Below are 23,637 nucleotides of genomic sequence, written 5' to 3' on the forward strand. Positions count from 1 at the left end.
TATATAAAAAAAAGCTGACCCATTTGTATGAATGTTCACAAAATGGCTCAGCTTTTTTAATTTTTATTTTGTAGAGTCTCTCTCTTCAATTCTGTATGGAAGAATCACAGTGGATTCATCCACCTCTTCCTTGTTCATAAGCTTTGTCAGCAAGCGCATCGAAACAGCACCGATATCATATAATGGCTGAACAACCGTCGTTAGACGAGGGCGTACCATTAAAGATAATCTCGTATTGTCAGAGCTTATTACCTCAAGATCATCCGGTATAGAGATTCCTTTATCCTGTGCTGCATGGATGATACCAAGAGCAGCTTCATCTGAACATACAAAAATAGCGGTCGGCTTATTCTCCAATTCCATCAATTGGTTCAGAGCTTCAATACCATCATCATAAGTTGTATCTGTCTCCACTACATAGTCCTCATTGAATGGAAGATTAGCCGCTTCTAATGCTTTACGATATCCCGGCATCATTTTTTCCTTTATAATTGCGTTCTGTAAAGAACCTGTAACTATGGCAATTTTCTTGTGTCCATTTTTAGCAAAGGATGTTATTGCATCTATAACGGCTTGTTCATAATCAATATTTACAGATGGGATTTGATTTGAATCTTCAATTGTTCCAGCCAATACAATTGGAACCGATGATTTCTTAAACTCTTCAATATGTTGATCTGTCATATTTGAACTCATAAATACAAGTCCATCCACTTGTTTACCAAGCATTGTTTGAATCAAATGCATTTCCTTGTCTTCATTTGAGTCAGAGCTGCTTAAAATAATGTTGTATTTGTACATTGTAGCAATATCTTCTATGCCTCTTGCAAGCTCTGCAAAAAAGATACTGGAGATATCCGGAATAATTACTCCAACTGTTGTTGTTTTTTTACTTGCCAGTCCACGAGCTACCGCATTTGGTCTGTAGCCAAGTCTTTCAATCACTTCATTTACTTTTTTACGCGTTGCCGGTTTAACATTTGGATTACCGTTGACAACACGTGATACAGTAGCCATAGAGACACTAGCCTCTCGAGCTACATCATAAATTGTAATATTCATTTTTTACACCGCCCAACTCTCTCTTATCTTACCCTAATAGTATTGAATTTAAGTACCATTTAGTATGTTATTATAATAATACTCTACCCTCTAAATTCGTGCAAATAAACACTTTATCAATTTTCTTACTATTGTTTATATAACTAAACAGTCAGTCTAATTTCAACCAAGAGTGATTCTTCATCTCTTTGCAAGACAATATCCGTTAAAACATCCCTATGCCAATCACATGATAGCGGGATTTTCCTTTAATTATTCAAAAAATGGGTTCTTCCCATCTTTTTTTGCAGCTCTGTTAAACTTAAATGTTGTTATCCGTCCCTAGCTCTGGCCTTCGATTTCCGGCGGTCCGGGAGCCTCCTTGGGATTTACGCCTGTTGGGTTTCCCTTGGCCTTTCTTTTCTAAGCAAGGAGTCTCAGGCCATCCACAACTATCAACCAGCTAATAAATCAACAATGAACTCTAAAAAAGCCTTTTATAAGAATAAATGAATGAAAAAGAGCTGCCAGGTAGCAGCCCTTACTATTATACTCTGATTCCTGTATTTTGAGTGAATTGATTAATCTCTTTTACAAACGTATCAAATTGGTTGAGATCCATTTGTTGTGCTGAATCAGACAACGCAACCGCCGGATCCGGATGAACTTCAGCCATGACCCCGTCTGCACCTATCGCCAAAGCGGCCTTAGCAGTTGGAATTAATAGATCTCTACGACCTGTAGAATGCGTTACATCAACAAACACCGGTAAATGAGTTTCTTTTTTTAGTATAGGCACCGCTGAAATATCAAGTGTATTCCGTGTAGCCTTTTCATACGTTCGAATACCGCGTTCACATAATATAATATTTCCATTTCCCTGTGCCATTATATATTCAGCCGCATTAATAAACTCTTCAATCGTTGCCGCCAGCCCTCTTTTTAGAAGAACAGGTTTATTAACCGCTCCTGCGGCTTTAAGTAACTCAAAGTTCTGCATATTACGGGCACCGATTTGAATAACATCAATATACTTAACCGCCTTCTCAATATCGGCTGGATTTACAATTTCACTTATGACAGCCAAGTCAAATTCATCAGCGACCCGTTTCAGAATCTTTAATCCTTCTTCACCCAATCCCTGGAAGTCATAAGGAGATGTCCGTGGTTTATACGCTCCGCCTCGAAGTAATTTATATCCTTTATCTTTAACAGCTTTTGCCACTGTCGCTACTTGTTCATAAGATTCTACCGCACAAGGGCCAAAAACAAAAGATGGTTGTCCATTTCCAACCTTCTCGCCCTTTATATCAATGATTGTATCTTCTGGATGTTTCTTACGGGAAACAAGCAGCGCTTTACGATGATCATCTTCCTGCAATTCAAGACTGGCTTTAAATATTTCTTTAAATATATGTTCAATGGTTGATTTTTCAAATGGTCCATCATTATTTTGGATAAGTGTATTAAGCATTTCTCTTTCTCTCACAGGATCATAACGATATTGACTTTGTTTTCCTTTTAATTCACCAATTTGTTGTACAACTTTACCTCGTTCATTAATAAGCTGTAATAATTGCAGATTTAAATTATCCAGTTGTTCTCTTAATACATCTAGTTCTTTATTACTCAATATCACTCATCCTCTCTGTTTCTGCTTCCCGAGTTTTAACACTTTGGCACAGGTTATTTAAAATTATAAAAATTTCGAATTCCCTTAGTAAAATATTTTACATTTCAGTATATAATTGAAACTATTATAACGGATTAAATTCATATTGTCACTATTAAAACCTTTATTAATAAAACGCTTTTAAGCATTAAAGCGTAAAAGGAGAGGTAAATCCTTGACCAAAAAAATCTTTGCTCTTGATATCGGGACACGCTCAGTTGTAGGAATCATATTAGAAATACGCCAAGATAAATATGTGGTTACAGATGTATTGGTAAGGGAGCATACAGAGCGCGCGATGCTGGATGGGCAAATTCATGACGTCGTTTCCGTCTCCAACGTTATACTTAATATTAAGCTATCATTAGAAAAAAAGCACGGACCTCTTACTAAAGTATGTGTAGCAGCGGCAGGACGTGCTTTACGCACAGAAATCGGGAAATCGTCTATAAACATAACCGGAAAACCCATCCTTTCTGCCGATGATCGCATTCATCTTGAACTAGCGGCTGTACAACAAGCCCAATTTAGAGTAGCTGACAAAGAAGAAATCCAAAATAATTATCATTATTACTGTGTAGGATATTCTGTTCTTCACTATTATCTGGATGGGCAGGAAATCGGAAATTTGCTTGATCAAAAAGGTGACTTAGCTGAGGCAGAAATTATCGCCACTTTTCTTCCAAGAGTCGTTGTTGAATCGCTATTTGCTGCTCTGAAAAGGGTTGATTTGGAACTTGAAGCTCTTACTCTTGAACCAATTGCTGCCATTCATGTCCTTATTCCCCCTTCTATGAGAAGACTTAATATTTGTCTAGTTGACATTGGAGCCGGTACCTCTGATATAGCACTAACAGATGAACGAACCATTATCGCTTACGGAATGGTCCCTGTTGCCGGAGATGAGATAACGGAAGAGATCAGCGACCAGTATCTACTAGATTTTCCAAACGCAGAAGAAGTTAAGCGATCCATTAATGAAAATGACTTGATTAACGTTCAAGATATCTTGGGTTTTGAATCAGAGATACCAAAAGAAGAAATGCTTATGGCCATCCAGCCAGCCATTGAAAAATTAGCAGATTCCATTTGTCAGGAAATTTTACGATTGAACAATGATAAGGCCCCTCAAGCAGTTATGCTTATTGGTGGAGGTAGCTTAACACCTCGTCTACCAGATATTCTAGCAGATAAATTAAATCTGCCTGCCAATAGAGTCGCTATACGCGGAATAGATGCCATTAAAAATTTAGAAATGGAGTCTGATCTTAAGAAGGGACCTGAATTGGTTACCCCAATCGGAATTGCCATTTCATCAGAGGTTAATCCTATTCACTATGTTTCTGTCGAGGTTAATGGCATTCCTGTTCGTTTATTTGATTTAAAACAACTGACAATAGGAGATGCTTTGCTAGCAGCAGGACTGCATTTAACAAAACTTTACGGTAAACCCGGTAATGCAAAGATCGTAAGTATTAATGGGAGAAATATTACAATACCAGGCAGTCATGGCGAGCCACCGCTTATCAGAAAGAATGATGAGAATTGCCCACTTGATGCGGCATTAACTCCGGGGGATCAAGTGTGGATAGAAAAAGGAAAAGATGGCAAAGAAACTTCTGTTATTTTAAGTGAATTACTTGATGAACTGCCAAACAGGAAGATTTATATAAATGAGGAAAAATACGAAATACCTTGTACCTTATTCGTTAATGGATTTCCTGCTGACGGTCATGAGAAAGTTCATGATGGTGATCAGATTATATTTAGAATGCCTGAAACCGTACAAGATGCATTGTTATTTGCCGGATTGAACTCTATATTAGAAGAACTTATGTCGTTCAATCTATTTATCAATGGCCAGCAGGAAAGCTTTCCTTCATTTTCAGGTGCCGTATATGTTAACGGTAAAGCTGTGTCATTCAATTATCGGATATCCGATAATGATCACCTTACCTTAATCCGCAGAAAGCCAGTAACTGTCAAAGATTTGATAGCCGTATATAGCACCGGTAATATGAATCAAATCTCTGTTACATTTAATGATAAACCACTTACCTTAACAAATAAATCCTATTCGGTTTATCGGGGAAATACTGCCTTAAGTGAAACTGATATTCTTTTAAATAGAGAGTTAATTCAAGTAAGATTTGAAAAAACCTCCTCTTTTATATTTCAGGATCTTTTTCGATACATTGATATAGAATTACCCAAGGACAATCCAGGTGGGTTTCACCTTATTCGAAATAAACATGAAGTTACGTTTTACGATGAAATCCGAAACGGTGACCACCTTGAAATTGTCTGGTTTCATACTAATCCATCACCAATAAATAAACCGGTAAGGAATTAATTTCCTTACCGGTTTCTATTTAGCTATACTCTTTAATCGCTTGTTCGAGATTTTCATTTGTAATTCTTCCATGTGAGGTGTTCCACACGGCCTTTCCATTTTTAAACAAAATAGCTTGGGGCGTTTCATGTTTGATTCCTGTCAAATCTCGGACATACTCAGATAGTGGTTTAGCTTCCTGTACAGCCAAATAGGCTGTTTTGACAGCAGGATGCTCCTCAACAAACTTCGTATATTCATTAAAAGCTTCTCCGCTAATAGGACACGTAAGGCTATGTTTCAGAAGCAGAAAAACATTATGTTCTAAAAGTTGCTGAAATTCCACTTGACTTTCAACCTTCTTCATCATTCTTCACCCCATTTTATTATTCTCTGAAACCATAATTATTTTTTATTTGATGGATTTTTTGAATTGGATGATGAATTGCCTTTATTACCATTTGATTTAGATGAATTTGAACCATATTCAACTTTCACTGTATTATTTGAACTGCCAGAAGGAGTTTTACCAGACGTAGTATTTCCACTGGCTGTCGAATTGAATCCAGTTTTTTCAGAAGCATATGTTTCTTTTTTAGCTGTATTTTTATTGTCTATGTTTTCTTTACCTTCATACACGTCATCCGGAGAATCAACTACAACATTGCTATCTGCCGTTTTATCCGTTTGTTTTTCATCTGTAGCAGAAGATTGGCTATCACTGTCTTCACTTGCACTGTTTCCAAATTTTTTCTTGACTGCCTCTGTTAATGGCGCACTTTTTTCTTTAGCTACAGAAATCCATCCTGTTCCTTTTTCAGTAGCTGTTTGTTTAAGGGCGATTCCTTTTTCAGTAGCTGTTTGTTTTAAAGCAGTCCCTTTTTCAGTAGCCGTTTGTTTTAGAGCGTTCCCTTTTTCCATCAAAGGCGCACCTTTTTCCATTAATGCACTGCCGTGTTCAGATAACTCACTGCGAAGCTCTTTTCCCGACTTAGGAGCTAAAAACAGCGCTGTTGCTGCTCCAACAAGTCCTCCTACGATAGCTCCTACTACAAAATCTTTTGTAGACATACCATTATCTTGATTAAGATTTTCATTTTTATTATTCATTCTTTAACATCTCCTTTTTATTTGGTGATTAAGATTGAGAACGTTGATATCTAGTTTCTTGTGTCGGTAAACTTATATTTCTTTCAACTTCAGTGTCAGAATATACTTCCATATTCTGTTCAGCTTTATGCTTTTTCCACTTATTCACGAGTTCAATGCATACATTCCCCCATTGTACTACTTGGGTGATTTTTTCGTTATTTTGACTCGCTGCCAATTGAACGCGATTTGTAACCTGATCAATTGTTTGATTCACTCGATGAATCGAGCCTCCTACACCTTTTACAGCATCTACAACAGTATTTAAATTCTCTGATTTCTGCTGAATATCTTCCGCCAGAGCGTTCGTTTTATGCAATAACAATGTTGTTTCTGTTGTAATGCCCTGCATTTGAGTTTCCAATCCTGTTAGCGTACTGGAAACGCTCTCCATTGTTGTTTGAAGGGATTTCAATGTTCTTGAAAGATAAATAACAAGAACCAGGAACGCAATGGCGATTACAGCCACACTTAAATATAAGATAATTTCCATCGTCTTCACTCCATCTCTAGATTATAATTAGTTTTTACCCTTTATTGACACTTTTAAACTATATAAGGGTTTCTTATTCCTACATTCTTCAATTCGTCTTAATATTATAGATAAAGTAAGATACAATATAATTATAATAAAGTTAAAAGGAGAATTATATGAGGGATCCAAGAATTCAACAATTAGCTCATAATTTAATCAACTATTCCGTAAAGTTGCAAAAAGGGGAAAGAGTGCTTATCGAGAATTTTGGCATTCAGCCAGAATTAGTAAAAGCATTGGTACAAGAAGCCTATCAAGCTGGTGGATACCCATTCGTCTCCACAAAAGATCAAACCATAGAAAGACAGCTTTTATTGGGTGCAACCGAAGAGCACTATAGCTTAATAGCAGAATTCGAAGCACAGGTTATGAATAAAATGGATGCTTATATTGGTCTGCGTGCAGGTAATAATATTTCTGAACATTCTGATGTACCTGCCGAAAAAATGAAAATATACGGACAAACTATTCAAAATCAAGTACACAGAGATATCCGGGTACCGAAAACTAAATGGGTAGTCCTTCGCTATCCAACGAATTCAATGGCTCAGCTTGCCAAAATGAGCACAGAAGGTTTTGAAGATTTCTATTTTAACGTGTGTAATTTAGATTACGCTAAAATGTCTGAAGCGATGAACAGTCTCGTAGATTTAATGAATCAAACAGATAAGGTGCATATCAAAGGTCCAGGGACCGATTTACATTTTTCCATCAAAAACATTCCAGCTGTTAAGTGTGCAGGTGAGCGCAATATTCCAGACGGTGAAGTATATACTGCTCCTGTACGTGATTCTGTAAATGGAACCATTACGTACAATACCCCTTCGCCATATCAAGGATTTACATACGAAAATGTATGCTTAACATTTGAAAATGGAAAAATTATAAAAGCAACAGCCACTGACACTGAGAGAATTAACAAAGTATTCAATAGCGATGAAGGTGCACGTTATATTGGTGAATTTGCAATTGGAGTTAATCCATATATAACCAAGCCTATGCAGGATATTCTTTTCGATGAAAAAATTGATGGCAGCTTCCACTTCACACCGGGCCAAAGCTATGACGAGGCACCTAATGGAAACCATTCCAGTATCCACTGGGATTTAGTGAATATCCAGCGTAAAGATTATGGAGGCGGAGAAATTTATTTCGATGATCGCTTGATCAGGAAAGATGGCAGATTCGTCATCCCGGAATTAGAAAAACTCAATCCTGAAAATCTCAAATAAACCAAAAACCCTCCAAGAGCTCATTAGTGTCCTCTTGAAGGGTTTTTTAATACATTTATTTTGTTAAAAAATTTTCATAGGCAGCCTGCACTTTTTGAATATCTCCAGCACCCATAAATAGTAACACACCATTTTTGTGGTTTTTCAAGATTGAGGGATCTTCTTCCTGTATAATCTCGGCACCTTCCACCTTATTGCAAAGGTCTTTCACTGTTAGCTTTCCATTCAGCTCTCTTGCTGATCCAAAAATTTCGCAAAGGTATACTTTATCCGCTTCTTTTAAGCTTTCAGCAAAATCATCCAAAAACTTTTGAGTTCTGGAGAAAGTATGAGGCTGGAATACAGCTACAACTTCCCGGTCCGGATATTTTTGGCGAGCTGAATCAATTGTTGCTTTAATTTCTGTCGGGTGATGTGCATAGTCATCAATTAAAATTTGCTGATCAACTTTTTTTTCGGAAAAACGTCTTTTAACGCCAGTAAACGACATTAATCGATCTTTAATGATTTCTACATCAATGTTCTCATATTGACAAAGCGCAATGACAGCTAGAGCATTTAAAACGGTATGACGACCGAACATAGGAATCGTAAATGTCTCATAGTAATTGTTTCTTACATGTACATCGAATGTTGTCCCAGCCTCTGACGTAATAATATTCTTAGCCTGAAAATCATTTTCTTCGTTAAATCCGTAAAAAATGACTGGTACTTTCGCTTGGATTTTTTGCAATTGCTCATCATCACCACAAGCAATAATCCCTTTGTTTACTTGAAGTGCCATCTCCTGGAAAGCAGAGAACACATCATCAAGATTCGCAAAGTAATCCGGATGATCAAAATCGATATTGGTCATGATGGCATAGTCCGGTTCATAGGATAAGAAGTGACGTCGATATTCGCAAGCTTCAAATACAAAGTATTTAGAATCTGCCTCTCCCTTACCTGTTCCATCACCAATTAAAAATGAAGTCGGCTCAGCTCCGCTGATTACATGAGACATTAAGCCTGTAGTCGAGGTTTTTCCATGTGCCCCTGTGATTGCTATGCTTACGAACTTTTTAAGAAAATCTCCAAGAAAACGTGGGTAGCGAATGACTGGCAAACCAAGTTCCAAAGCTTGAACAATCTCATCATGACTGTCTGGAAATGCATTACCCGCTATAATCGTCATGCCTGGCTTAATATTCTCTTTATTAAATGGCAATATGTTGATGCCGGCATTTTCAAGCGCAATTTGAGTAAAAAAACGTTTTTCATAATCAGATCCCTGTACTTGATATCCCATATCATGCAGGATTTGGGCTAACGCGCTCATCCCGGATCCTTTTATGCCTACGAAGTGATAAACTGTCATAGAATGAACCTCCAACAAACGTCAATGCTGTACAACAGTATATGACGGTCTCTATTTTTTGCTATTTGCAGTTTCCCTGCATCGCCTTTTTAGGCTTTACTAAAGCTTATTTGTAGGTAAAGAAGTGAAATAAACTGTAGGAACGAAACAACCAATGTATATCTTCATTACGTTAAAGATATAACTTGTATGATTATAAACCTATATATCAATTTCGTACAATTTTTATCACTCATTTTCTCATATATATAGTATTGCCTTCCCTGGCGAATACTCATAATTAAATTATAAAATACTTTCTCCCTTATTTATAAAGGGGGTTGAGATTCATGGATAGCTTCTAAATCAGATTCAGATATGAGAACATCACGAGGTTTGCTTCCTCTTGATTCTGATAAAATCCCTTCCCTCTCAAGCATATCAATCAGCCTCGCTGCCCTATTATAACCTATCCTAAAACGCCTTTGCAGACTGGATATTGATGCTCCACCCATCTCAACTGCAAATTCGCACACTTCATAATAAAGTTCATCCTTTTCTTCTATATGTTCACTTGTTTTTACCAATTCATTCGGCTCAAACATATAGGATGGTTTTGCTTGATTACTTACATGTTTCACTACATTCTCAATTTCATCATCCGTTACAAAGGTACCTTGCAGTCGAACTGCTTTAGATGTGCCATTTTCTAAAAACAGCATATCGCCTCGACCCAGCAGTTTTTCAGCTCCACTTTGATCAAGAATTGTACGTGAATCGACCTGAGAGGAAACCGAAAAGGCAATTCTCGTAGGAATGTTTGCTTTTATCAAACCTGTAATGACATCTACGGATGGTCGTTGTGTCGCCACCAGTAAATGAATCCCACACGCTCTTGCTTTTTGTGCAATTCGGCAGATTGCTTCTTCTACGTCAGCCGGAGACATCATCATTAAATCAGCTAATTCATCAATTACAATAACTAAATACGGAAGCTTATGCTCAATTTGCCCGGATGCCAGTACCTTTTCATTATATCTGACAATATCCCTCGAACCTGAATGGGCAAACAGCTCATATCGCCGGTCCATTTCTTCCACCGCCCATTTCAGGGCCGCAGTCGCAGCTTTTACATCCGTAATAACTGGCGCTGCCAAATGAGGGATATGATTGTATGGTGCAAGTTCCACCATTTTCGGATCAATCAATAAAAGTCTGACATCTGAGGGATGGGATTTATATAATAAACTGATTAATACTGAATTAATAAAAACACTTTTCCCGGATCCCGTTGAGCCTGCTACTAAACCATGAGGCATTTTCTTTAAATCAGTTGCAATCGCGTTGCCGGATATATCCAACCCAACTGCGACCGCAAGTGGCGAAGGATTTTCAATAAAGGATTTTTCCTCTAAAACTTCACGCAAATAAACAGGTCTCGTATTTATATTGGGAATTTCAATCCCAATCATTCTTTTTCCAGGAATTGGTGCTTCTATACGAATATCTTTTGCAGCCAGGCTTAATTTCAAATCATCACTTAAATTTGTGATTTTACTGACTTTAACACCAGGTTCAGGCTGAACTTCAAATCGTGTTACGGAAGGACCCTGAGAATACGTGAATACTCTGGCCTTGACATTAAATTGTTCAAGCGTATCATCAAGCAAAGCTGCTTGTTCGGCGAGCCAATCAGCATCTTCCTCGATATCCACTCTTGGATTCAAGATAGATATATCTGGATACAGATAGGATTCAATCAGTTTTTTTTTAGGCGTCTCCTGGATTTCTACCTCTTTATCCGTATTCGTAACTGTTTTCGTATCTGTTTTCGGATAGCGATTGGCAGCTCTGGGATCTTTATCATTCTTTAGCATTAATACGTTAAAAGGTATATGTTTTCTACGTTCTTTAATGCGTTTTTCCCTTTCTATTCTGCGTCTCTCTTCTTCATCCATAACAATAGTTGGCTCTTCTGCTACTGTTCTATTTTGTTCTGATAGAGTCATTTCCTGTTCAGATGAATTTTCACTATCCACAGATGGATTAGAGCTGTCTAGGCCATTGATTTTATTCATTGATTGTTCTTCAAACGGAATTATGGATTCTGTAACAATAGGTTCGTCCTTTGGATCTTCATAGATGGAACGCTCTTCATCTAATCTGCCAAGCGGACTGATATTCTGTCTATCTTTCTCAGAATCCATAATTTCTATATCTTCTCTGTATTTTTCACTTTCCTGCTGATTTTCTTCAACATTCATTTCCGATTCAAAGGATACTGTCTTCTCCGTCTGGGAATCAGATACTTCTATATTTTCTGGTACCTCATTGTCTGAAGGTTGTATTAAGTAAACCGGCTCTGATTTCTCCAGAAGAGATTCGGACTCCAGCTTATTAACATCAACTTGTTCATCAATATCTTGATGAATGAGTGGTATGGATGGGCTATCCATCTGCTCTTCCGCCTGGAAGTCAGTATCCAATACCGGCAAATCTTCTTCCAAAATTTCTTCTATTAAGATCACATCTTCCGGGATTGCTTTATCTTCCAAGGCATAATCAACATTCAAAACTGCCTTATTCATTTCTTCTATAATCTGATCTTCATCTGCTGATCCCCACTGAATTTCATTAGTGGCAGCTACCTCTCCATTTTCTGCAGAAGTGGAATTGATAGATCCCTGATCATTTTTATCCTTCATTTCTTCCGGATTAGACCCTATAATACCATCAAGGTTAGATGCATATGGTTGAACAGTTTTTTGATCTTCCACTGTCTGCTCATGCTCAGAATTTAGCGTTAAATGAGTCTGTCCTGCATTATCAATTGGATGCTCTTGTTTTGCTTGCAAAGGGCCTTCTTTCTTTCCATGCATAATAGCAAGTACTGAATCCAGTGTCGTTTCGGATGGTAATTCATATTCGACCGCTTTAGGGTTTTTAGTTCCAGTCTGTCTATTTTGAAATCCATAGATTGGTGATGGGATTTCTGTTCGTCTAAAAGGTATTTTATTCTGCATAATTTTGTTTTGTTTAGGTTCTGGTTTTTCTATGACTACTCTTTTAAAAGGAGACTGTCCAGAAGAAGCAACCGGAGAATGTACAGTTTCTCTCAAAAACCTTTCCTTCTTCTCGCCCAATTCTTTTTGTTTCTTTTTTTGGTCTTTTAATTTCAATAACTCTTCATCAGAAATTAATGGGAATTTAAAATTATTCTTTGGATATTTATATTGAATTTTAGCTTCAACATCAATTTGTTTTTTTTGCATTTTACTTTGTTTTGTTACTTGTTTAGGTACTTGTTGGATGGTTTGATGGCTGTTAGGAGGTTTTACTTCCTCCTCTACGTCCTCATAGAACCAATCAACGATTTTTTTGAAAAAGCTCATAGCCTTCCTCACACTTTCTATTGTTGTTATAAATTACTATTACTATTTTATCAAAAGATTCGTTTTTTTAAGGTACATCTCTTTTAATTGGTATGAATTCCCTGTCTTTATTGACCTTCTTCCGGCCTATTCTTTGCTAAAATAAAGATAGGCTCTAATTCGCCATTATCATATAAGAATGGAAGAGCTGTAACCGGCACATTCCCATTCGTGAAAAAGTGCATAGTCATTTGTGCCAAAATGTCAAACCCTGCATCATTTTGAACATCTGCAATGATTAGTACATCCTGATGTGGAATAGCCACTGCCATTGTCCCTTTCAGATCTTCCTTCCATCTTTTCATTTGTGAATCGATGAGTACTCTTGAAGCATCATATCCATCATTATGGTTAATAAAATAAAAGTCATTTCCCCGCACACTGTCTTTTTTGGGGCTAATCGGTAATGACCTTACATTAAACATAGCCATGGAACGAATAGAGTCCTGATTCCATCCTTCTTTACTCATTAACTCTTCATCAATTAACCTATACGTACTACCCAAATCTAAAGCATAATAAACCCTTGTTTCAGCAGTATGCTCATCCGTGATAAATGGTATATTTTCACGGGACTCCAAAGGAAATGAGGTAGAACGGATAACTGGATAAATTAATTTCTCATTGCCCTTTAATGATTGTTCAGTTCCCATCACTTTCGTTGATTCTTTAATATAATAAAGGATTTCATCAATTGCTTTTTGACCGGATTGCTCATATTTTGATACAAGTGGTGATAATCCAATTGTTATTCCCTTGCCCGTCTCTTTATTTTCAATTCTTAATTCCTCTTTATCACGATTATAGGTAAAGCTTAGATTTCTATCAGCCAAACTTTCCATCAATAGAGTTTTCATTTTAATAGTTGTCATTTTCATAGGGATTCCTCCTTACCATTACTATAGCTTAAATAAACCCATGCTGCTAAATAAAGTTATACTTTGCTCTATGGAGTGTTTCTTTCATCCCCACTGAGCATTAGGTGTACTAATTGGATTCCATCTGGCGCTTATCTCTCACTTAACCTTAAACTGCAGCTCCCGGTTCGAAGTGAGAGTCTAAGCGCCAGTGAGAATGGGATAAAAAAAAGCCCCCATATAGGGGGCAGTATAATAGTTTATCATAATGATGCAATGAAATCTTCAATTTGCTCCTGTGTTTTACGATCTTTATTTACATATCGCCCAAGCTCTTTTCCGTTTTCAAAAGCAATAAAGCTTGGTATTCCAAATACATCTAGCTTGATACATAAATCAAGAAATTTATCCCGATCGACATAAATGAAGGTGTACTCGTTATTTGCTGCCTCAACGTCTCCAATAAATGGTTCTATGTATCTGCAATCCGGGCACCAATCGGCAGAAAATAAGAGCATAACTTTCCCATTCGACATCAATTCATTATACTGCTCCATACTTTCTAACTTTTTCATATACATCCTCATCCTCTCAATATTCTCTTGTATGAATTATCATACCCAAATAGGCAAAGAATTTCTATTCTAAAGTCGTATTTTTAGTTTCCTTGCCAAGAATAAGAACCGATAACATCCCAATAATGATAGAAATACCAAAAAGGAAGAATATTTTATCAATAGAAGTATTGGCAGCGAGTAAATTTCCTACAACGAGAGGACCAAGGACTCCTCCTATTCTTCCCACTGCTGCAGCCATACCTGTTCCGGTACCGCGTATAACAGTTGGATACTGTTCCGGAGAATAAGCATACAACGCTCCCCACGCACCTAGGTTAAAGAAAGAAAGCAAACACCCTGAGATCATCAACGCTGGTAACGTTTCTGCACTACCAAAGAAATAGGCACTAACAGCTGTACCGAACAAATAGGTCACCAATACAAATTTGCGGCCGATTTTCTCAATAAACCAGGCAGCCGTGAAATATCCTGGCAATTGTGATAACGTCATAATGAGAACGTATTGGAAACTTTTGATCAGAGTAAACCCTTTTAAGACCATAACACTTGGAAGCCATAGAAACATTCCATAATAAGAAAATACGACACAGAACCAAAGAATCCAAAGCATAAGCGTCTTTACAGCGTATTCTTTAGTCCATAATGCCTTAAGCGAATTTGCAACAGATAGTGTCTCCTTGTTCCTCACCATTTGGAACTTCTCAGAATCAGGAAGGTGTATTCTTAAATAAATGGTATATAAAGCCGGAAGTGCACTAATTAATAAAGCAATTTGCCAGCCATATGTCGGTATGACAAAGTATGAAATAAGTGCAGCGACCAGCCAGCCTGCAGCCCAAAAACTTTCGAGGAGCACGACAATTCTTCCTCTTCTGTTTTCCGCCACACTTTCAGAAACTAAAGTGGAAGCAACCGGCAATTCACCACCAAGTCCCAATCCAATGATGAATCTGAAAATAAGAAAAACCGACAAGCTTGTAGTCAATGCAGAAAATCCGCTTCCTAATGAAAATAATAATAGCGTAATAATTAATACTTTTTTTCGCCCAATCCTGTCAGCCCAAATCCCAAACACAAGAGCCCCTACTGCCATTCCTATTGAATTCACACTGCCAATCCATCCCATTTGTTCTGAATTTAAATTCCATTCTATTTGCAGGGCTGCAATAATGAATGAAAGCATACCAACATCCATAGCATCAAAAAGCCATGCCATTCCAGCTATTCCAAGCAATTTACGTTCTTTCTTTTTCCCCTTCTCCATACCGTTATCCTCCCTAAATCACATCTTTTCCATAAGTTGTAATTTTTTTATCTCTATCCAGTAGATTAACTTCTGTCAAGACACCTGTCAATAACTATTTACATATTAAATGAGCTTCAATTGTTGCACTGTAATACATTTCTTTTATTGACACCAGTCACTTTTACATTTCAAGCAATCGCTTTCTTTGATAAAATGAATAGAAATATTGAAAGTTGGAAGGAGCATAATGATGACCTTAACCATTTATCTCGCCGGAGAAATCCATAGTCAATGGAGAGAAGAAATCAAGGAAAAGGCTGCAAAAAAACAGCTTCCTGTTCATTTCAAAGGGCCTAATGAAAATCATTCCCTCTCAGATGAAATAGGAGAGAAAATTTTAGGAATTCAACCCAATGCTATTTTCAAAGACCAGGCAGCTTCCTCTATTAATAACTTAAGGACGGAGCTTTGGATCAACAAAGCTGATATGGTGATTGCTTTATTCGGAGAGAAATATAAACAGTGGAACACAGCAATGGATGCAAGTATGGCTGTAACGTTAGGCAAGCCGCTCATCCTCATTAGGCCTGAATCTCTTCACCATCCTCTTAAAGAACTTTCCAGAAAAGCAAATGTCACAGTCACAGACGTTGATCAGGCTATATCTATACTTGAGTATATACTAGAGGATTAAACATGAAGGAAGACCGCCATTCAATCTAATTCGGCGGTCTTCTATAGATTCTACGGGTTTTATCTTATCGCCAATGTTATCATTCTAGTAAAATCATTAGAGAAAAGGTGAGAATTAGTATGAAAAAACGTCTCGTTTCCCTGATTGTATTTGTTATCAGAATCCTTTTCTCTTCCAAAATAAAGGAACATGAGGAAATCCACCTTATAGCAAAGGATGAGAAATACTAATACATCACAAACCCGCCGCTATCTTCTTTGTTCTTTTATTTGATACTCATATTGGCCAACCAATAATTCAACAATATGTTCATACATTTGTGCTCTAGTAATGCGACCATTTGAAAAGATACCTACGGCTCCTTCTGATTTCCGGATATCCTGTTTCTTTGTATATTCATCCATAACTGGCCCAAGCTCTCTACCAGAGTAAATCTCATCAGCTATTTCATCAGGCAATTTAATTCGTGCACCGCCACTTACATATCTTTCACCCTCTTTAGTGACCAGTGCACCCCAATTGCAAATAAACAACCCATAAGGAGTTTTCACTACTCCTCCTTCAAGTCCCAGTCCAAAATCAGACTGACTTTCTTTCATGGCATTCCTGGCTCTGTTAAGAGCACCCTCTATCGTTTCTTCATCCGAAAAAGGCTGCTCACTTACTTCAGATGGTACATCAATTGAAATAAGATCAGCTGATAGTTCCCGGCCAGCTAATTCTCCAGCTTTCATTTTCGCTGGATTTTTAGAACCAATAGCGATTTTAACCATATAAATCTGCATCCTTTCCTTAAAAAAGAAGACAGATCTTTGCCTCTGTCTTCCCTAGAACCTTGTATTAACCGTTTTGTTTGATTGTTTCAACTGTTGTTTTATCGCAGCTCTTAACCAATTTAACCATTAGTTCTTTGGCTGCGGCATAGTCATCAACATGCAAAATGGATGCATGTGTATGGATATATCGTGAACATACACCTATAACAGCACTTGGTATACCACGATTTGTAATATGGACTTTCCCTGCATCTGTTCCACCATTCGGAGCCACAAAATATTGATAGGGGATTTGGTTGGATTCCGCTGTATCCAATATAAATTCTCTCATCCCTTTATGCATAACCATGGAACGGTCATAGATTCTCAGTAAGGGACCTTTTCCAATATATCCGAAAACAGATTTACTGCCTGACATATCATTAGCAGGGCTGGCATCACACGCAAAGAAGATATCAGGATCAATCATAGTCGCAGCAGTCCCGGCGCCGCGTGTTCCAACCTCTTCCATAACGGTTGCTCCGCTGTAGAGAATATTAGGTAAAGTCTCATTTTGAAGTTCTTCCAATAATTCAATTGCCAATCCACATCCATACCGATTATCCCATGCTTTGGCAAGGATTTTTTTAGGATTCGCCATCGGCGTGAATTTACTGTATGGAATAATTTGCTGACCCGGTCTTACTCCCATTGCGACTGCATCCTCTTTATCATCTGCACCAATATCAATCAGCATATTGCTGATTTCCATAGGTTTAGACTTTTGGGCATCACTCAGTAAATGCGGCGGGATGGAACTGACTACCCCAATAATAGGACCCGTCTCTGTATATACCTGTACTCTTTGCGCAAGTAATACTTGCCCCCACCAGCCTCCGAGAGTTTGAAAACGAAGCAAACCTTCAGGGGTAATAGATGTTACCATAAACCCAACTTCATCCATATGCCCCGCCACCATAATTTTAGGGCCTTGTTCATTCCCGCGTTTAACCCCAAAAATACTGCCAAGGCCATCTTGGATGATTTCATTTGTATATTTTGATAATTCTTTTTTCATAAAGGCCCGTACATCATGCTCAAATCCAGGTGCTCCCGGAAGTTCGGTAAGAGTTTTAAATAAATCTAAAGTAGACTGCTTCATATATGTATCCCCTTTACCCTATTATTTTCTATTATATATATTCCATTCTACAAAACCGTACTACTAAATACTATAGAGATGGTTGTTCCTGGTTAAAAGATAGCATCATTTATGCTTAAAATGTATAATGAATGGGAATAGATTAACCTAGCAAATGTAAGAACAAAGCTATTACCGATTTGATTGGAGGAATACACATGAATTGGAAAACACTTATTTCAGGTGTTGCAGCCGGTTTTGCAGCTGGTTATGTCGTTAAAGAATTGACAGATCAAAACAAGATGGCCTCGCCTGAAAAGATTTTATCTACCATTAAAAGTACGCTTGGTCAGGACGGAGAAACAATCAGAGGTTCCTGGATTATGATGAAACCTGAAAAGTATACAAAAAACGAATTGGATTATGATGTATATAAAGGTGGACTTACGAAGCAAGAAGGTATTGATTCTACGCAGTATGAATTTATTGCTGATGCTACAACAGGTACTATCATTGATTTTTATGAACAAGTTAGATAAATGGACAAAATAGCCTGCTACCATTCAATTGAATGAAAGCAGGCTATTTTTTAATGATTTCGCTCGTGCTCTACTTTTTCTATGATTTCTTTTCCGCTGACATCCCATTTAATCGCACGGTACGCATAATCATGATAAAAAGTAAACCAAGCTTGATCTTCAATTCCTTGTTTAATCCACTTTTCTTTTGCACTGATAGAGTCCATAGGATAATCATCATAAGCCAAAACCCAAAGAGGGTTCTGATGGGCATGAGTCGGCATAAGATCGCCCATGTGAATCAAGCGCTCATTACCTTCCTCGAACACGATAATACTATGACCATTGCTGTGACCTCCTGTATGGATCATCCTCAGTCCTTCTGTAATATGCACTTCATTTTCAAATGTTTTAACCTGAGAAACAATCGGTTTCCAATTTTCTTCCCAATACGTATTACGAGAACGAATATTAGGATTTTTCATTTCATCCCATTCAATTCTTGATGCATAAATCATTGCATTAGGAAATAAACTGACCAATCTGCCTTCCTGATAACCGGTTAAGCCGCATGCATGATCAAAATGCATGTGAGTCATCAAGATTGTATCGATATCAGAGTATGTCAATCCAAGATGATTCAAGGATTCTTCAAGTTTAGACTCTTCACCGACACCATAATTCCGAATTTGTTTTTCCGATAGCTTTCCATTTCCAAGACCAGCTTCAATTAAATAGTTGCTATGTTCTGTCTGTACCAAGATGGGGTCTGACCTTAACTCTATTTGATTTAATTCATTAACAGGATAACGCTTTGACCACAACGGTTTAGGAACCACGCCAAACATGGCTCCACCATCCATATGAGTATCTCCGCCATTTAACCACGTCAATGTAAACTTACCAAAGCGTAAAGTCTCCAAACTATTAAGCCCCCTTATTTCGATTGTGTTTGGACAGATCTTAAATTGTGCCACCCATTAAATGGTTAAAAGGATACTTCACAGCGATAGATGGGATTACCTTTTGCTGAGAATTTTTGTTCATACTCAGTCATGATATTTCCTTCCATATCACTATTGTGTAAATCTAAACTAACCTCTTTTAATGTCATTCCATATTGAGAGAAGCTTACAAGAGAATATTCAAATAATCCTCTGTTATCTGTCTTAAAATGAATTTCGCCATGTTCGGGTAAAATTCCTTTATAAAGATCGAGGAATGTCTTATAAGTCAATCTTCTCTTCGCATGACGTTTTTTCGGCCATGGATCAGAGAAATTTAAATAGACACGTGAAACTTCTCCCTCTGCAAATATATTTGGCAGCTCTTCTGCATTAATATTCAGCAGCTTAACATTTGGAAGATTGGATTCTAACAATCGATCAAGTGCCGTTACTATGACACGCTCTGCCAATTCAATACCAATATAATTAATAGTTGGATTCTGTGCCGCCATGCCGTTAATAAATTGCCCTTTACCAGTACCTACTTCTATATGAATGGGATTATTATTTCCAAACACTTCATTCCATGAACCTTTTTTTGTAGCTGGCTCCTGAATGCAATAATAAGGATTAGCCATAAGCTTATCCTTAGCCCATGGTTTATAACGTTGTCTCAATTTTGTGCACCTCCGCTAAAATACGTAAAAAAAGAGTAGCATAACATTTTATAAAATACCACTCTTCTTTTAAAACAAAATAAAAACCGGCCTATGCCGGTTAACATATGAATAAATTTAGCCAAACCTTCACAACCTAGAACTGAATATGAAGAGAAGGGTTGTGGATAATTTGCCATTATCACAAAATCATCACTGGATGTTAGTAAAAGATATTTTAAATAACCATCAAGAGGATTGCTGCGGTTCACAATCTGAAGTTGAACAGCTGGAGAGAACCGTTAAATCCCTGATGGTTCAACCCGGTCTTGATGATAATACAAAAGCCGTACTCGATGAGATTTACCAATACAGCCAAAGCGGCATCCATGCCGCAAACCTGGAAAGTCATATAGAAGCACATCAGCAAAAACTTTCAGATTGGGTTCAAGATATTGATCAATATTCCTGAGCAAATTTCAAATACTCGATATACCGGTTCATTTCATGTAACCGGTTTTTTCGTTTGTGCAACACTATATTTTGAATAATCTGCGCCAACACATGCCATTTCATTCTTAGCTTAAGGTCTTCCGTGAGTTGCAATCCGTACTTGGATAGCCACTCCTTCCAGTCCTCTTGTTTCACATAAGAATACAAAAGCATACCAAAATCCATAGCTGGATCTGCAATGATTGCTCCATCCCAATCAATCAAATATAACTCACCATTGTCGTTTATGAGGAGATTATTATGATTAATATCACCATGGCATACCACTTGCTGATCACTATTGACCTCTTGTATATGTCTTTCCATAAACGCAAGCGTATCTTGAATACTTGGATGATTTCCTAATTCCGTATCAAGGGAGTTTTTTACGGATATTAGGATTTGTGTAGGCGTTTGGGCTGTTTTACCGAGGCGCTCGAGCATATTTAATAACGGCTTGGAAAGATGGATTTTCTGAAGTAATTCAGCAACAGCTTCTTCACTCATTTCAGTAGGAGATAATTCCCTTCCATTCATCCATTCCTGTGCCGTAATCACATCTCCATTTTCAAGCCTTTTGGTCCAAATTAGTTTTGGTACTATTCCTTCAGCTGAAAGCACAGCTAAGAAAGGAGATGAATTTCTTTTTAAAAATAGCCTTTGCTCATCATGCCTGGCAATAAATGCTTCACCTGTTGCCCCTCCAGCAGGGGTTATCTCCCACTCTCGCCCTAAATAATCCATGGTATTCACCTTCAATAGTCTTTTCTTTTGTGGCATGGTTGTATGTATAAATAAAAAAGACAGCCATTGACTGCTTTTCTCTCCAATAGCCATCTTTTTAAATTTTAGTAGGTTTAGGATACATTCGTCAAGTGTTCCTGACTATTATTCCTGTACAAATACATATGTTCTTAATGGTTTAAGGGTATATTCTCTTATACTCTTTTGGATTACCAGGTCTTCCTGCCCTTCATAACACCTATCACAAAGAGTATTCCATTCGGTATCACCTGGCAGTGTAATCGTAGTATCCGCTTCAGCATGATGGAAAATAACCAATATATTTTTCCACTTTCCATAATCTCCGACATTCTCATACATTAGCGCATGGCAATTTGGATCAATATCCACTATTTTCGTGTAGTGCTCAATTTCTTCACGTGTCCGGAAGCGGAATGCACCATGGCTTTTTCGAATCTGTATCAAGCATTTTATATAGGAAATCGTTTCATCATTTTGCTCTCTTAGATCCCAATTCAGTTCATTAATCCAATCCGGTGAACAATAACTGTTTTCGATTCCTTGTTTGGTTCTAAAAAACTCCTGTCCACTATGCAAAAATGGGATGCCTTGTGAAAGTAAGACAATACTTGTCGCAAACCTGTGGCGGCTCTGCCTTATTTCATTTGATTCCATCCCATTGGCCAGCTGGAGTCGATCCCATAATGTATGATTGTCATGACATTCCACAAAATTAACGGATTGTTCAGGCATTAATGGATATTCAGATCCTGTATTGGTGACAAGCTGAAAGAAGTCACCTGGCTCAACTTTTTTACCTGAGATATAACCAACATCTTTTAAATCAAAATTACTTCCTTTAATGGTGTCTCTGAATCGATCATTAAAAAATCCAATTCCTCTCAATTTAGAGGCATTTGCAATCGTTGATTTTTGTTCAGCTGGAAGTGCAGTATGTAAATCCCAACCTTCTCCCAAGAGGATTGCATCCGGTTTAACTTCCCTGACAGCCTGTTCGATTTCTTTCATTGTGTCAATGTCAATTAAGCCCATTAAATCAAAACGGAATCCATCTACCTGAAAATATTCCAGCCAATATTTAACAGATGATACGATGAATTTCCGCACCATAAATCTTTCTGAGGCCACATCATTTCCACATCCGCTTCCATTGGCTGGCATTCCATTTTCGTCATAGCGGAAATAATAGCCTGGAACTATTTTTTCGAAATTAGATAATTCTTTTTTGAACAAATGATTATATACCACATCCATAATGACACCGAGACCATTTTTATGGAGACTTTTTATCAGTTCCTTTAATTCTTCTATTCGATTAAATGGCACATGCGGATTAGTGCTATAGAATCCAACAGGGGAGTTAAAGTGACGGGGGTTATAACCCCAGTTATACTCTTTGCCAATGATGGTCTCATCAATACCGGAGAAATCATTGACTGGCAAGAGTTCGATATGGGTTACACCAAGTTCTTTCAAATAACTAATCCCAGTTGAATAGCCTTTATTTGTTTTCGTGTTTTCTTCAGTAAACGCTAAGTATTTTCCTTTAGCATTCATCCCACTATTATGATGATGAGAAAAGTCACGTACATGCGTTTCATAGATAATTGCATCCACATGGCTTTCTAATGGTGGAATTTGATAGGTATGTCTTTCAATCTCTTCCGGATCTATAATGGCACTGTACTGACCATTTACAGATACTGCTTTTGAATATGGGTCGGTTGCCTCTCTCCAAATATGATTGACACGAACTAAATAGGAATAAAAATAATCCTTTAAATCATTATGAATAGTTAATGACCATACGCCACGTTCACCGCGTTGCATAGCTACTGTTCCTTTTTCTGCTCCAAAATGATTAATCAGCTTAACCTTTACACTGGTAGCAGTTGGTGCCCATAGCTTAAAAACCGTCTTTTCTTTTGTATAGACAGCTCCTAGATCATCCCCATCATAATGATAATATTCATCAAATTCCGGAGTTCTGATAACAGCTCCTGTACGCAGGCTAAAAGCCATTCCTTTATCGTCTTCTATTTGATATTCTTCACCCAGCGGTATTTCAAATGGAGCCATACATATATATTTTATATATTGCTCTAGTTGAATGACTTCCTCAACCTTTAATACCCCAATTTTCTGACCTTCGAAAAAGATCGTAAATATGGGAGTATCGTTATTGCGATAATTTAGCGGAATTAAAATCGTAATTTGATTTAATTTGTCCAAAAAAGCTGAAAACCTATCTGAATACACA

At 37.5% G+C, this 23,637-nt stretch carries 21 protein-coding genes; 5 read left to right on the top strand and 16 right to left on the bottom strand.

The window, feature by feature from the left end; translation table 11 throughout:
• Nucleotides 1–63 precede the first annotated feature (63 nt).
• A complete protein-coding gene (ccpA, locus tag AC4G3L_RS06485) occupies nt 64–1,062 on the bottom strand; it encodes a catabolite control protein A (protein ID WP_491076140.1) in 999 nt (332 codons plus the stop codon).
• Nucleotides 1,063–1,588: 526 nt separating this feature from the next.
• Nucleotides 1,589–2,674, bottom strand: a complete 1,086-nt coding sequence (locus tag AC4G3L_RS06490) for a bifunctional 3-deoxy-7-phosphoheptulonate synthase/chorismate mutase (RefSeq protein ID WP_491076141.1) — start codon at nt 2,672–2,674, stop codon at nt 1,589–1,591.
• Nucleotides 2,675–2,888: 214 nt separating this feature from the next.
• On the opposite strand from AC4G3L_RS06490, the gene AC4G3L_RS06495 reads away from it, so the two are divergent.
• Complete coding sequence (locus AC4G3L_RS06495; RefSeq protein WP_491076142.1) at nt 2,889–5,066, top strand: cell division protein FtsA; 2,178 nt, start codon at nt 2,889–2,891, stop codon at nt 5,064–5,066.
• A 19-nt stretch (nt 5,067–5,085) separates the two neighbouring features.
• Here the strand turns inward: AC4G3L_RS06495 and ytxJ are convergent, their stop codons facing one another.
• Genes ytxJ through AC4G3L_RS06510 form a run of 3 tightly spaced genes read right to left on the bottom strand, consistent with a single transcriptional unit; the run spans nt 5,086 to nt 6,687 of the window.
• Nucleotides 5,086–5,415: a bacillithiol system redox-active protein YtxJ gene (ytxJ, locus tag AC4G3L_RS06500; protein ID WP_491076143.1), complete on the bottom strand. Its 330-nt coding sequence runs from the start codon at nt 5,413–5,415 to the stop codon at nt 5,086–5,088.
• 35 nt (nt 5,416–5,450) lie between these two features.
• The gene (locus tag AC4G3L_RS06505) at nt 5,451–6,155 is read right to left on the bottom strand and encodes a YtxH domain-containing protein (protein WP_491076144.1); all 705 of its coding nucleotides are present in this window, start codon (nt 6,153–6,155) and stop codon (nt 5,451–5,453) included.
• A gap of 28 nt (nt 6,156–6,183) precedes the next feature.
• Nucleotides 6,184–6,687, bottom strand: a complete 504-nt coding sequence (locus AC4G3L_RS06510; protein ID WP_491076145.1) for a DUF948 domain-containing protein — start codon at nt 6,685–6,687, stop codon at nt 6,184–6,186.
• Nucleotides 6,688–6,845: 158 nt separating this feature from the next.
• Here AC4G3L_RS06510 and AC4G3L_RS06515 point away from each other — a divergent pair, with 158 nt between their 5' ends.
• Nucleotides 6,846–7,961 carry an aminopeptidase gene (locus tag AC4G3L_RS06515; protein ID WP_491076146.1) on the top strand — a complete coding sequence of 372 codons (1,116 nt, stop codon included), beginning with the start codon at nt 6,846–6,848 and terminating at the stop codon, nt 7,959–7,961.
• Nucleotides 7,962–8,016: 55 nt separating this feature from the next.
• Here the strand turns inward: AC4G3L_RS06515 and murC are convergent, their stop codons facing one another.
• The 5 genes from murC to AC4G3L_RS06540 form a co-directional block, all read right to left on the bottom strand.
• Nucleotides 8,017–9,318, bottom strand: coding sequence for a UDP-N-acetylmuramate--L-alanine ligase (gene murC / locus AC4G3L_RS06520; RefSeq protein ID WP_491076147.1), 1,302 nt, complete (start codon nt 9,316–9,318; stop codon nt 8,017–8,019).
• A 308-nt stretch (nt 9,319–9,626) separates the two neighbouring features.
• On the bottom strand, nt 9,627–12,689 hold the full coding sequence (locus AC4G3L_RS06525) for a DNA translocase FtsK (RefSeq protein WP_491076148.1): 3,063 nt from the start codon (nt 12,687–12,689) through the stop codon (nt 9,627–9,629).
• A 107-nt stretch (nt 12,690–12,796) separates the two neighbouring features.
• Nucleotides 12,797–13,606 (bottom strand): DUF1444 domain-containing protein, encoded by an 810-nt coding sequence (locus tag AC4G3L_RS06530; protein ID WP_491076149.1) that lies wholly within the window; start codon nt 13,604–13,606, stop codon nt 12,797–12,799.
• A 242-nt stretch (nt 13,607–13,848) separates the two neighbouring features.
• Nucleotides 13,849–14,181: a thioredoxin family protein gene (locus AC4G3L_RS06535; protein WP_491076257.1), complete on the bottom strand. Its 333-nt coding sequence runs from the start codon at nt 14,179–14,181 to the stop codon at nt 13,849–13,851.
• Nucleotides 14,182–14,224: 43 nt separating this feature from the next.
• A complete protein-coding gene (locus AC4G3L_RS06540) occupies nt 14,225–15,427 on the bottom strand; it encodes an MFS transporter (RefSeq protein ID WP_491076150.1) in 1,203 nt (400 codons plus the stop codon).
• A 232-nt stretch (nt 15,428–15,659) separates the two neighbouring features.
• Here AC4G3L_RS06540 and AC4G3L_RS06545 point away from each other — a divergent pair, with 232 nt between their 5' ends.
• Nucleotides 15,660–16,103, top strand: coding sequence for a YtoQ family protein (locus AC4G3L_RS06545; protein WP_491076258.1), 444 nt, complete (start codon nt 15,660–15,662; stop codon nt 16,101–16,103).
• 248 nt (nt 16,104–16,351) lie between these two features.
• Here AC4G3L_RS06545 and AC4G3L_RS06550 read toward each other — a convergent pair whose 3' ends face one another.
• Nucleotides 16,352–16,876 (bottom strand): DUF84 family protein, encoded by a 525-nt coding sequence (locus tag AC4G3L_RS06550; RefSeq protein WP_491076151.1) that lies wholly within the window; start codon nt 16,874–16,876, stop codon nt 16,352–16,354.
• Nucleotides 16,877–16,943: 67 nt separating this feature from the next.
• The gene (locus tag AC4G3L_RS06555) at nt 16,944–18,020 is read right to left on the bottom strand and encodes a M42 family metallopeptidase (RefSeq protein ID WP_491076152.1); all 1,077 of its coding nucleotides are present in this window, start codon (nt 18,018–18,020) and stop codon (nt 16,944–16,946) included.
• Between the two features lie 197 nt (nt 18,021–18,217).
• On the opposite strand from AC4G3L_RS06555, the gene AC4G3L_RS06560 reads away from it, so the two are divergent.
• Nucleotides 18,218–18,538 (top strand): hypothetical protein, encoded by a 321-nt coding sequence (locus tag AC4G3L_RS06560; protein WP_491076153.1) that lies wholly within the window; start codon nt 18,218–18,220, stop codon nt 18,536–18,538.
• 50 nt (nt 18,539–18,588) lie between these two features.
• Here the strand turns inward: AC4G3L_RS06560 and AC4G3L_RS06565 are convergent, their stop codons facing one another.
• Together AC4G3L_RS06565 and trmB are read right to left on the bottom strand one after the other, a co-directional pair.
• A complete protein-coding gene (locus AC4G3L_RS06565) occupies nt 18,589–19,440 on the bottom strand; it encodes a YtnP family quorum-quenching lactonase (protein ID WP_491076154.1) in 852 nt (283 codons plus the stop codon).
• 65 nt (nt 19,441–19,505) lie between these two features.
• Nucleotides 19,506–20,141 (bottom strand): tRNA (guanosine(46)-N7)-methyltransferase TrmB, encoded by a 636-nt coding sequence (gene trmB / locus AC4G3L_RS06570; protein WP_491076155.1) that lies wholly within the window; start codon nt 20,139–20,141, stop codon nt 19,506–19,508.
• Between the two features lie 172 nt (nt 20,142–20,313).
• Here trmB and AC4G3L_RS06575 point away from each other — a divergent pair, with 172 nt between their 5' ends.
• A complete protein-coding gene (locus tag AC4G3L_RS06575; RefSeq protein WP_491076259.1) occupies nt 20,314–20,592 on the top strand; it encodes a YtzH-like family protein in 279 nt (92 codons plus the stop codon).
• Here AC4G3L_RS06575 and AC4G3L_RS06580 read toward each other — a convergent pair.
• Entirely contained in the window at nt 20,580–21,356 is a 777-nt protein-coding gene (locus tag AC4G3L_RS06580; protein WP_491076156.1) for a phosphotransferase, read from the bottom strand. The genes AC4G3L_RS06575 and AC4G3L_RS06580 overlap by 13 nt on opposite strands.
• A gap of 144 nt (nt 21,357–21,500) precedes the next feature.
• The gene (gene pulA, locus AC4G3L_RS06585; RefSeq protein WP_491076157.1) at nt 21,501–23,636 is read right to left on the bottom strand and encodes a type I pullulanase; all 2,136 of its coding nucleotides are present in this window, start codon (nt 23,634–23,636) and stop codon (nt 21,501–21,503) included.
• Nucleotide 23,637: the final 1 nt, after the last annotated feature.

The sequence above is a fragment of the Bacillus sp. z33 genome, assembly GCF_058313615.1.

What these genes read in the sequence shown, in the direction of transcription:
- murC (WP_491076147.1), bottom strand. Translation starts at nt 9,318, where the DNA reads ATGACAGTTTATCACTTCGTAGGCATAAAAGGATCCGGGATGAGCGCG.
- ytxJ (WP_491076143.1), bottom strand. Translation starts at nt 5,415, where the DNA reads ATGATGAAGAAGGTTGAAAGTCAAGTGGAATTTCAGCAACTTTTAGAA.
- AC4G3L_RS06580 (WP_491076156.1), bottom strand. Translation starts at nt 21,356, where the DNA reads ATGGATTATTTAGGGCGAGAGTGGGAGATAACCCCTGCTGGAGGGGCA.
- AC4G3L_RS06560 (WP_491076153.1), top strand. Translation starts at nt 18,218, where the DNA reads ATGAATTGGAAAACACTTATTTCAGGTGTTGCAGCCGGTTTTGCAGCT.
- AC4G3L_RS06525 (WP_491076148.1), bottom strand. Translation starts at nt 12,689, where the DNA reads ATGAGCTTTTTCAAAAAAATCGTTGATTGGTTCTATGAGGACGTAGAG.
- AC4G3L_RS06555 (WP_491076152.1), bottom strand. Translation starts at nt 18,020, where the DNA reads ATGAAGCAGTCTACTTTAGATTTATTTAAAACTCTTACCGAACTTCCG.
- AC4G3L_RS06545 (WP_491076258.1), top strand. Translation starts at nt 15,660, where the DNA reads ATGACCTTAACCATTTATCTCGCCGGAGAAATCCATAGTCAATGGAGA.
- AC4G3L_RS06550 (WP_491076151.1), bottom strand. Translation starts at nt 16,876, where the DNA reads ATGGTTAAAATCGCTATTGGTTCTAAAAATCCAGCGAAAATGAAAGCT.
- ccpA (WP_491076140.1), bottom strand. Translation starts at nt 1,062, where the DNA reads ATGAATATTACAATTTATGATGTAGCTCGAGAGGCTAGTGTCTCTATG.
- AC4G3L_RS06515 (WP_491076146.1), top strand. Translation starts at nt 6,846, where the DNA reads ATGAGGGATCCAAGAATTCAACAATTAGCTCATAATTTAATCAACTAT.
- AC4G3L_RS06530 (WP_491076149.1), bottom strand. Translation starts at nt 13,606, where the DNA reads ATGAAAATGACAACTATTAAAATGAAAACTCTATTGATGGAAAGTTTG.
- AC4G3L_RS06510 (WP_491076145.1), bottom strand. Translation starts at nt 6,687, where the DNA reads ATGGAAATTATCTTATATTTAAGTGTGGCTGTAATCGCCATTGCGTTC.
- AC4G3L_RS06505 (WP_491076144.1), bottom strand. Translation starts at nt 6,155, where the DNA reads ATGAATAATAAAAATGAAAATCTTAATCAAGATAATGGTATGTCTACA.
- AC4G3L_RS06540 (WP_491076150.1), bottom strand. Translation starts at nt 15,427, where the DNA reads ATGGAGAAGGGGAAAAAGAAAGAACGTAAATTGCTTGGAATAGCTGGA.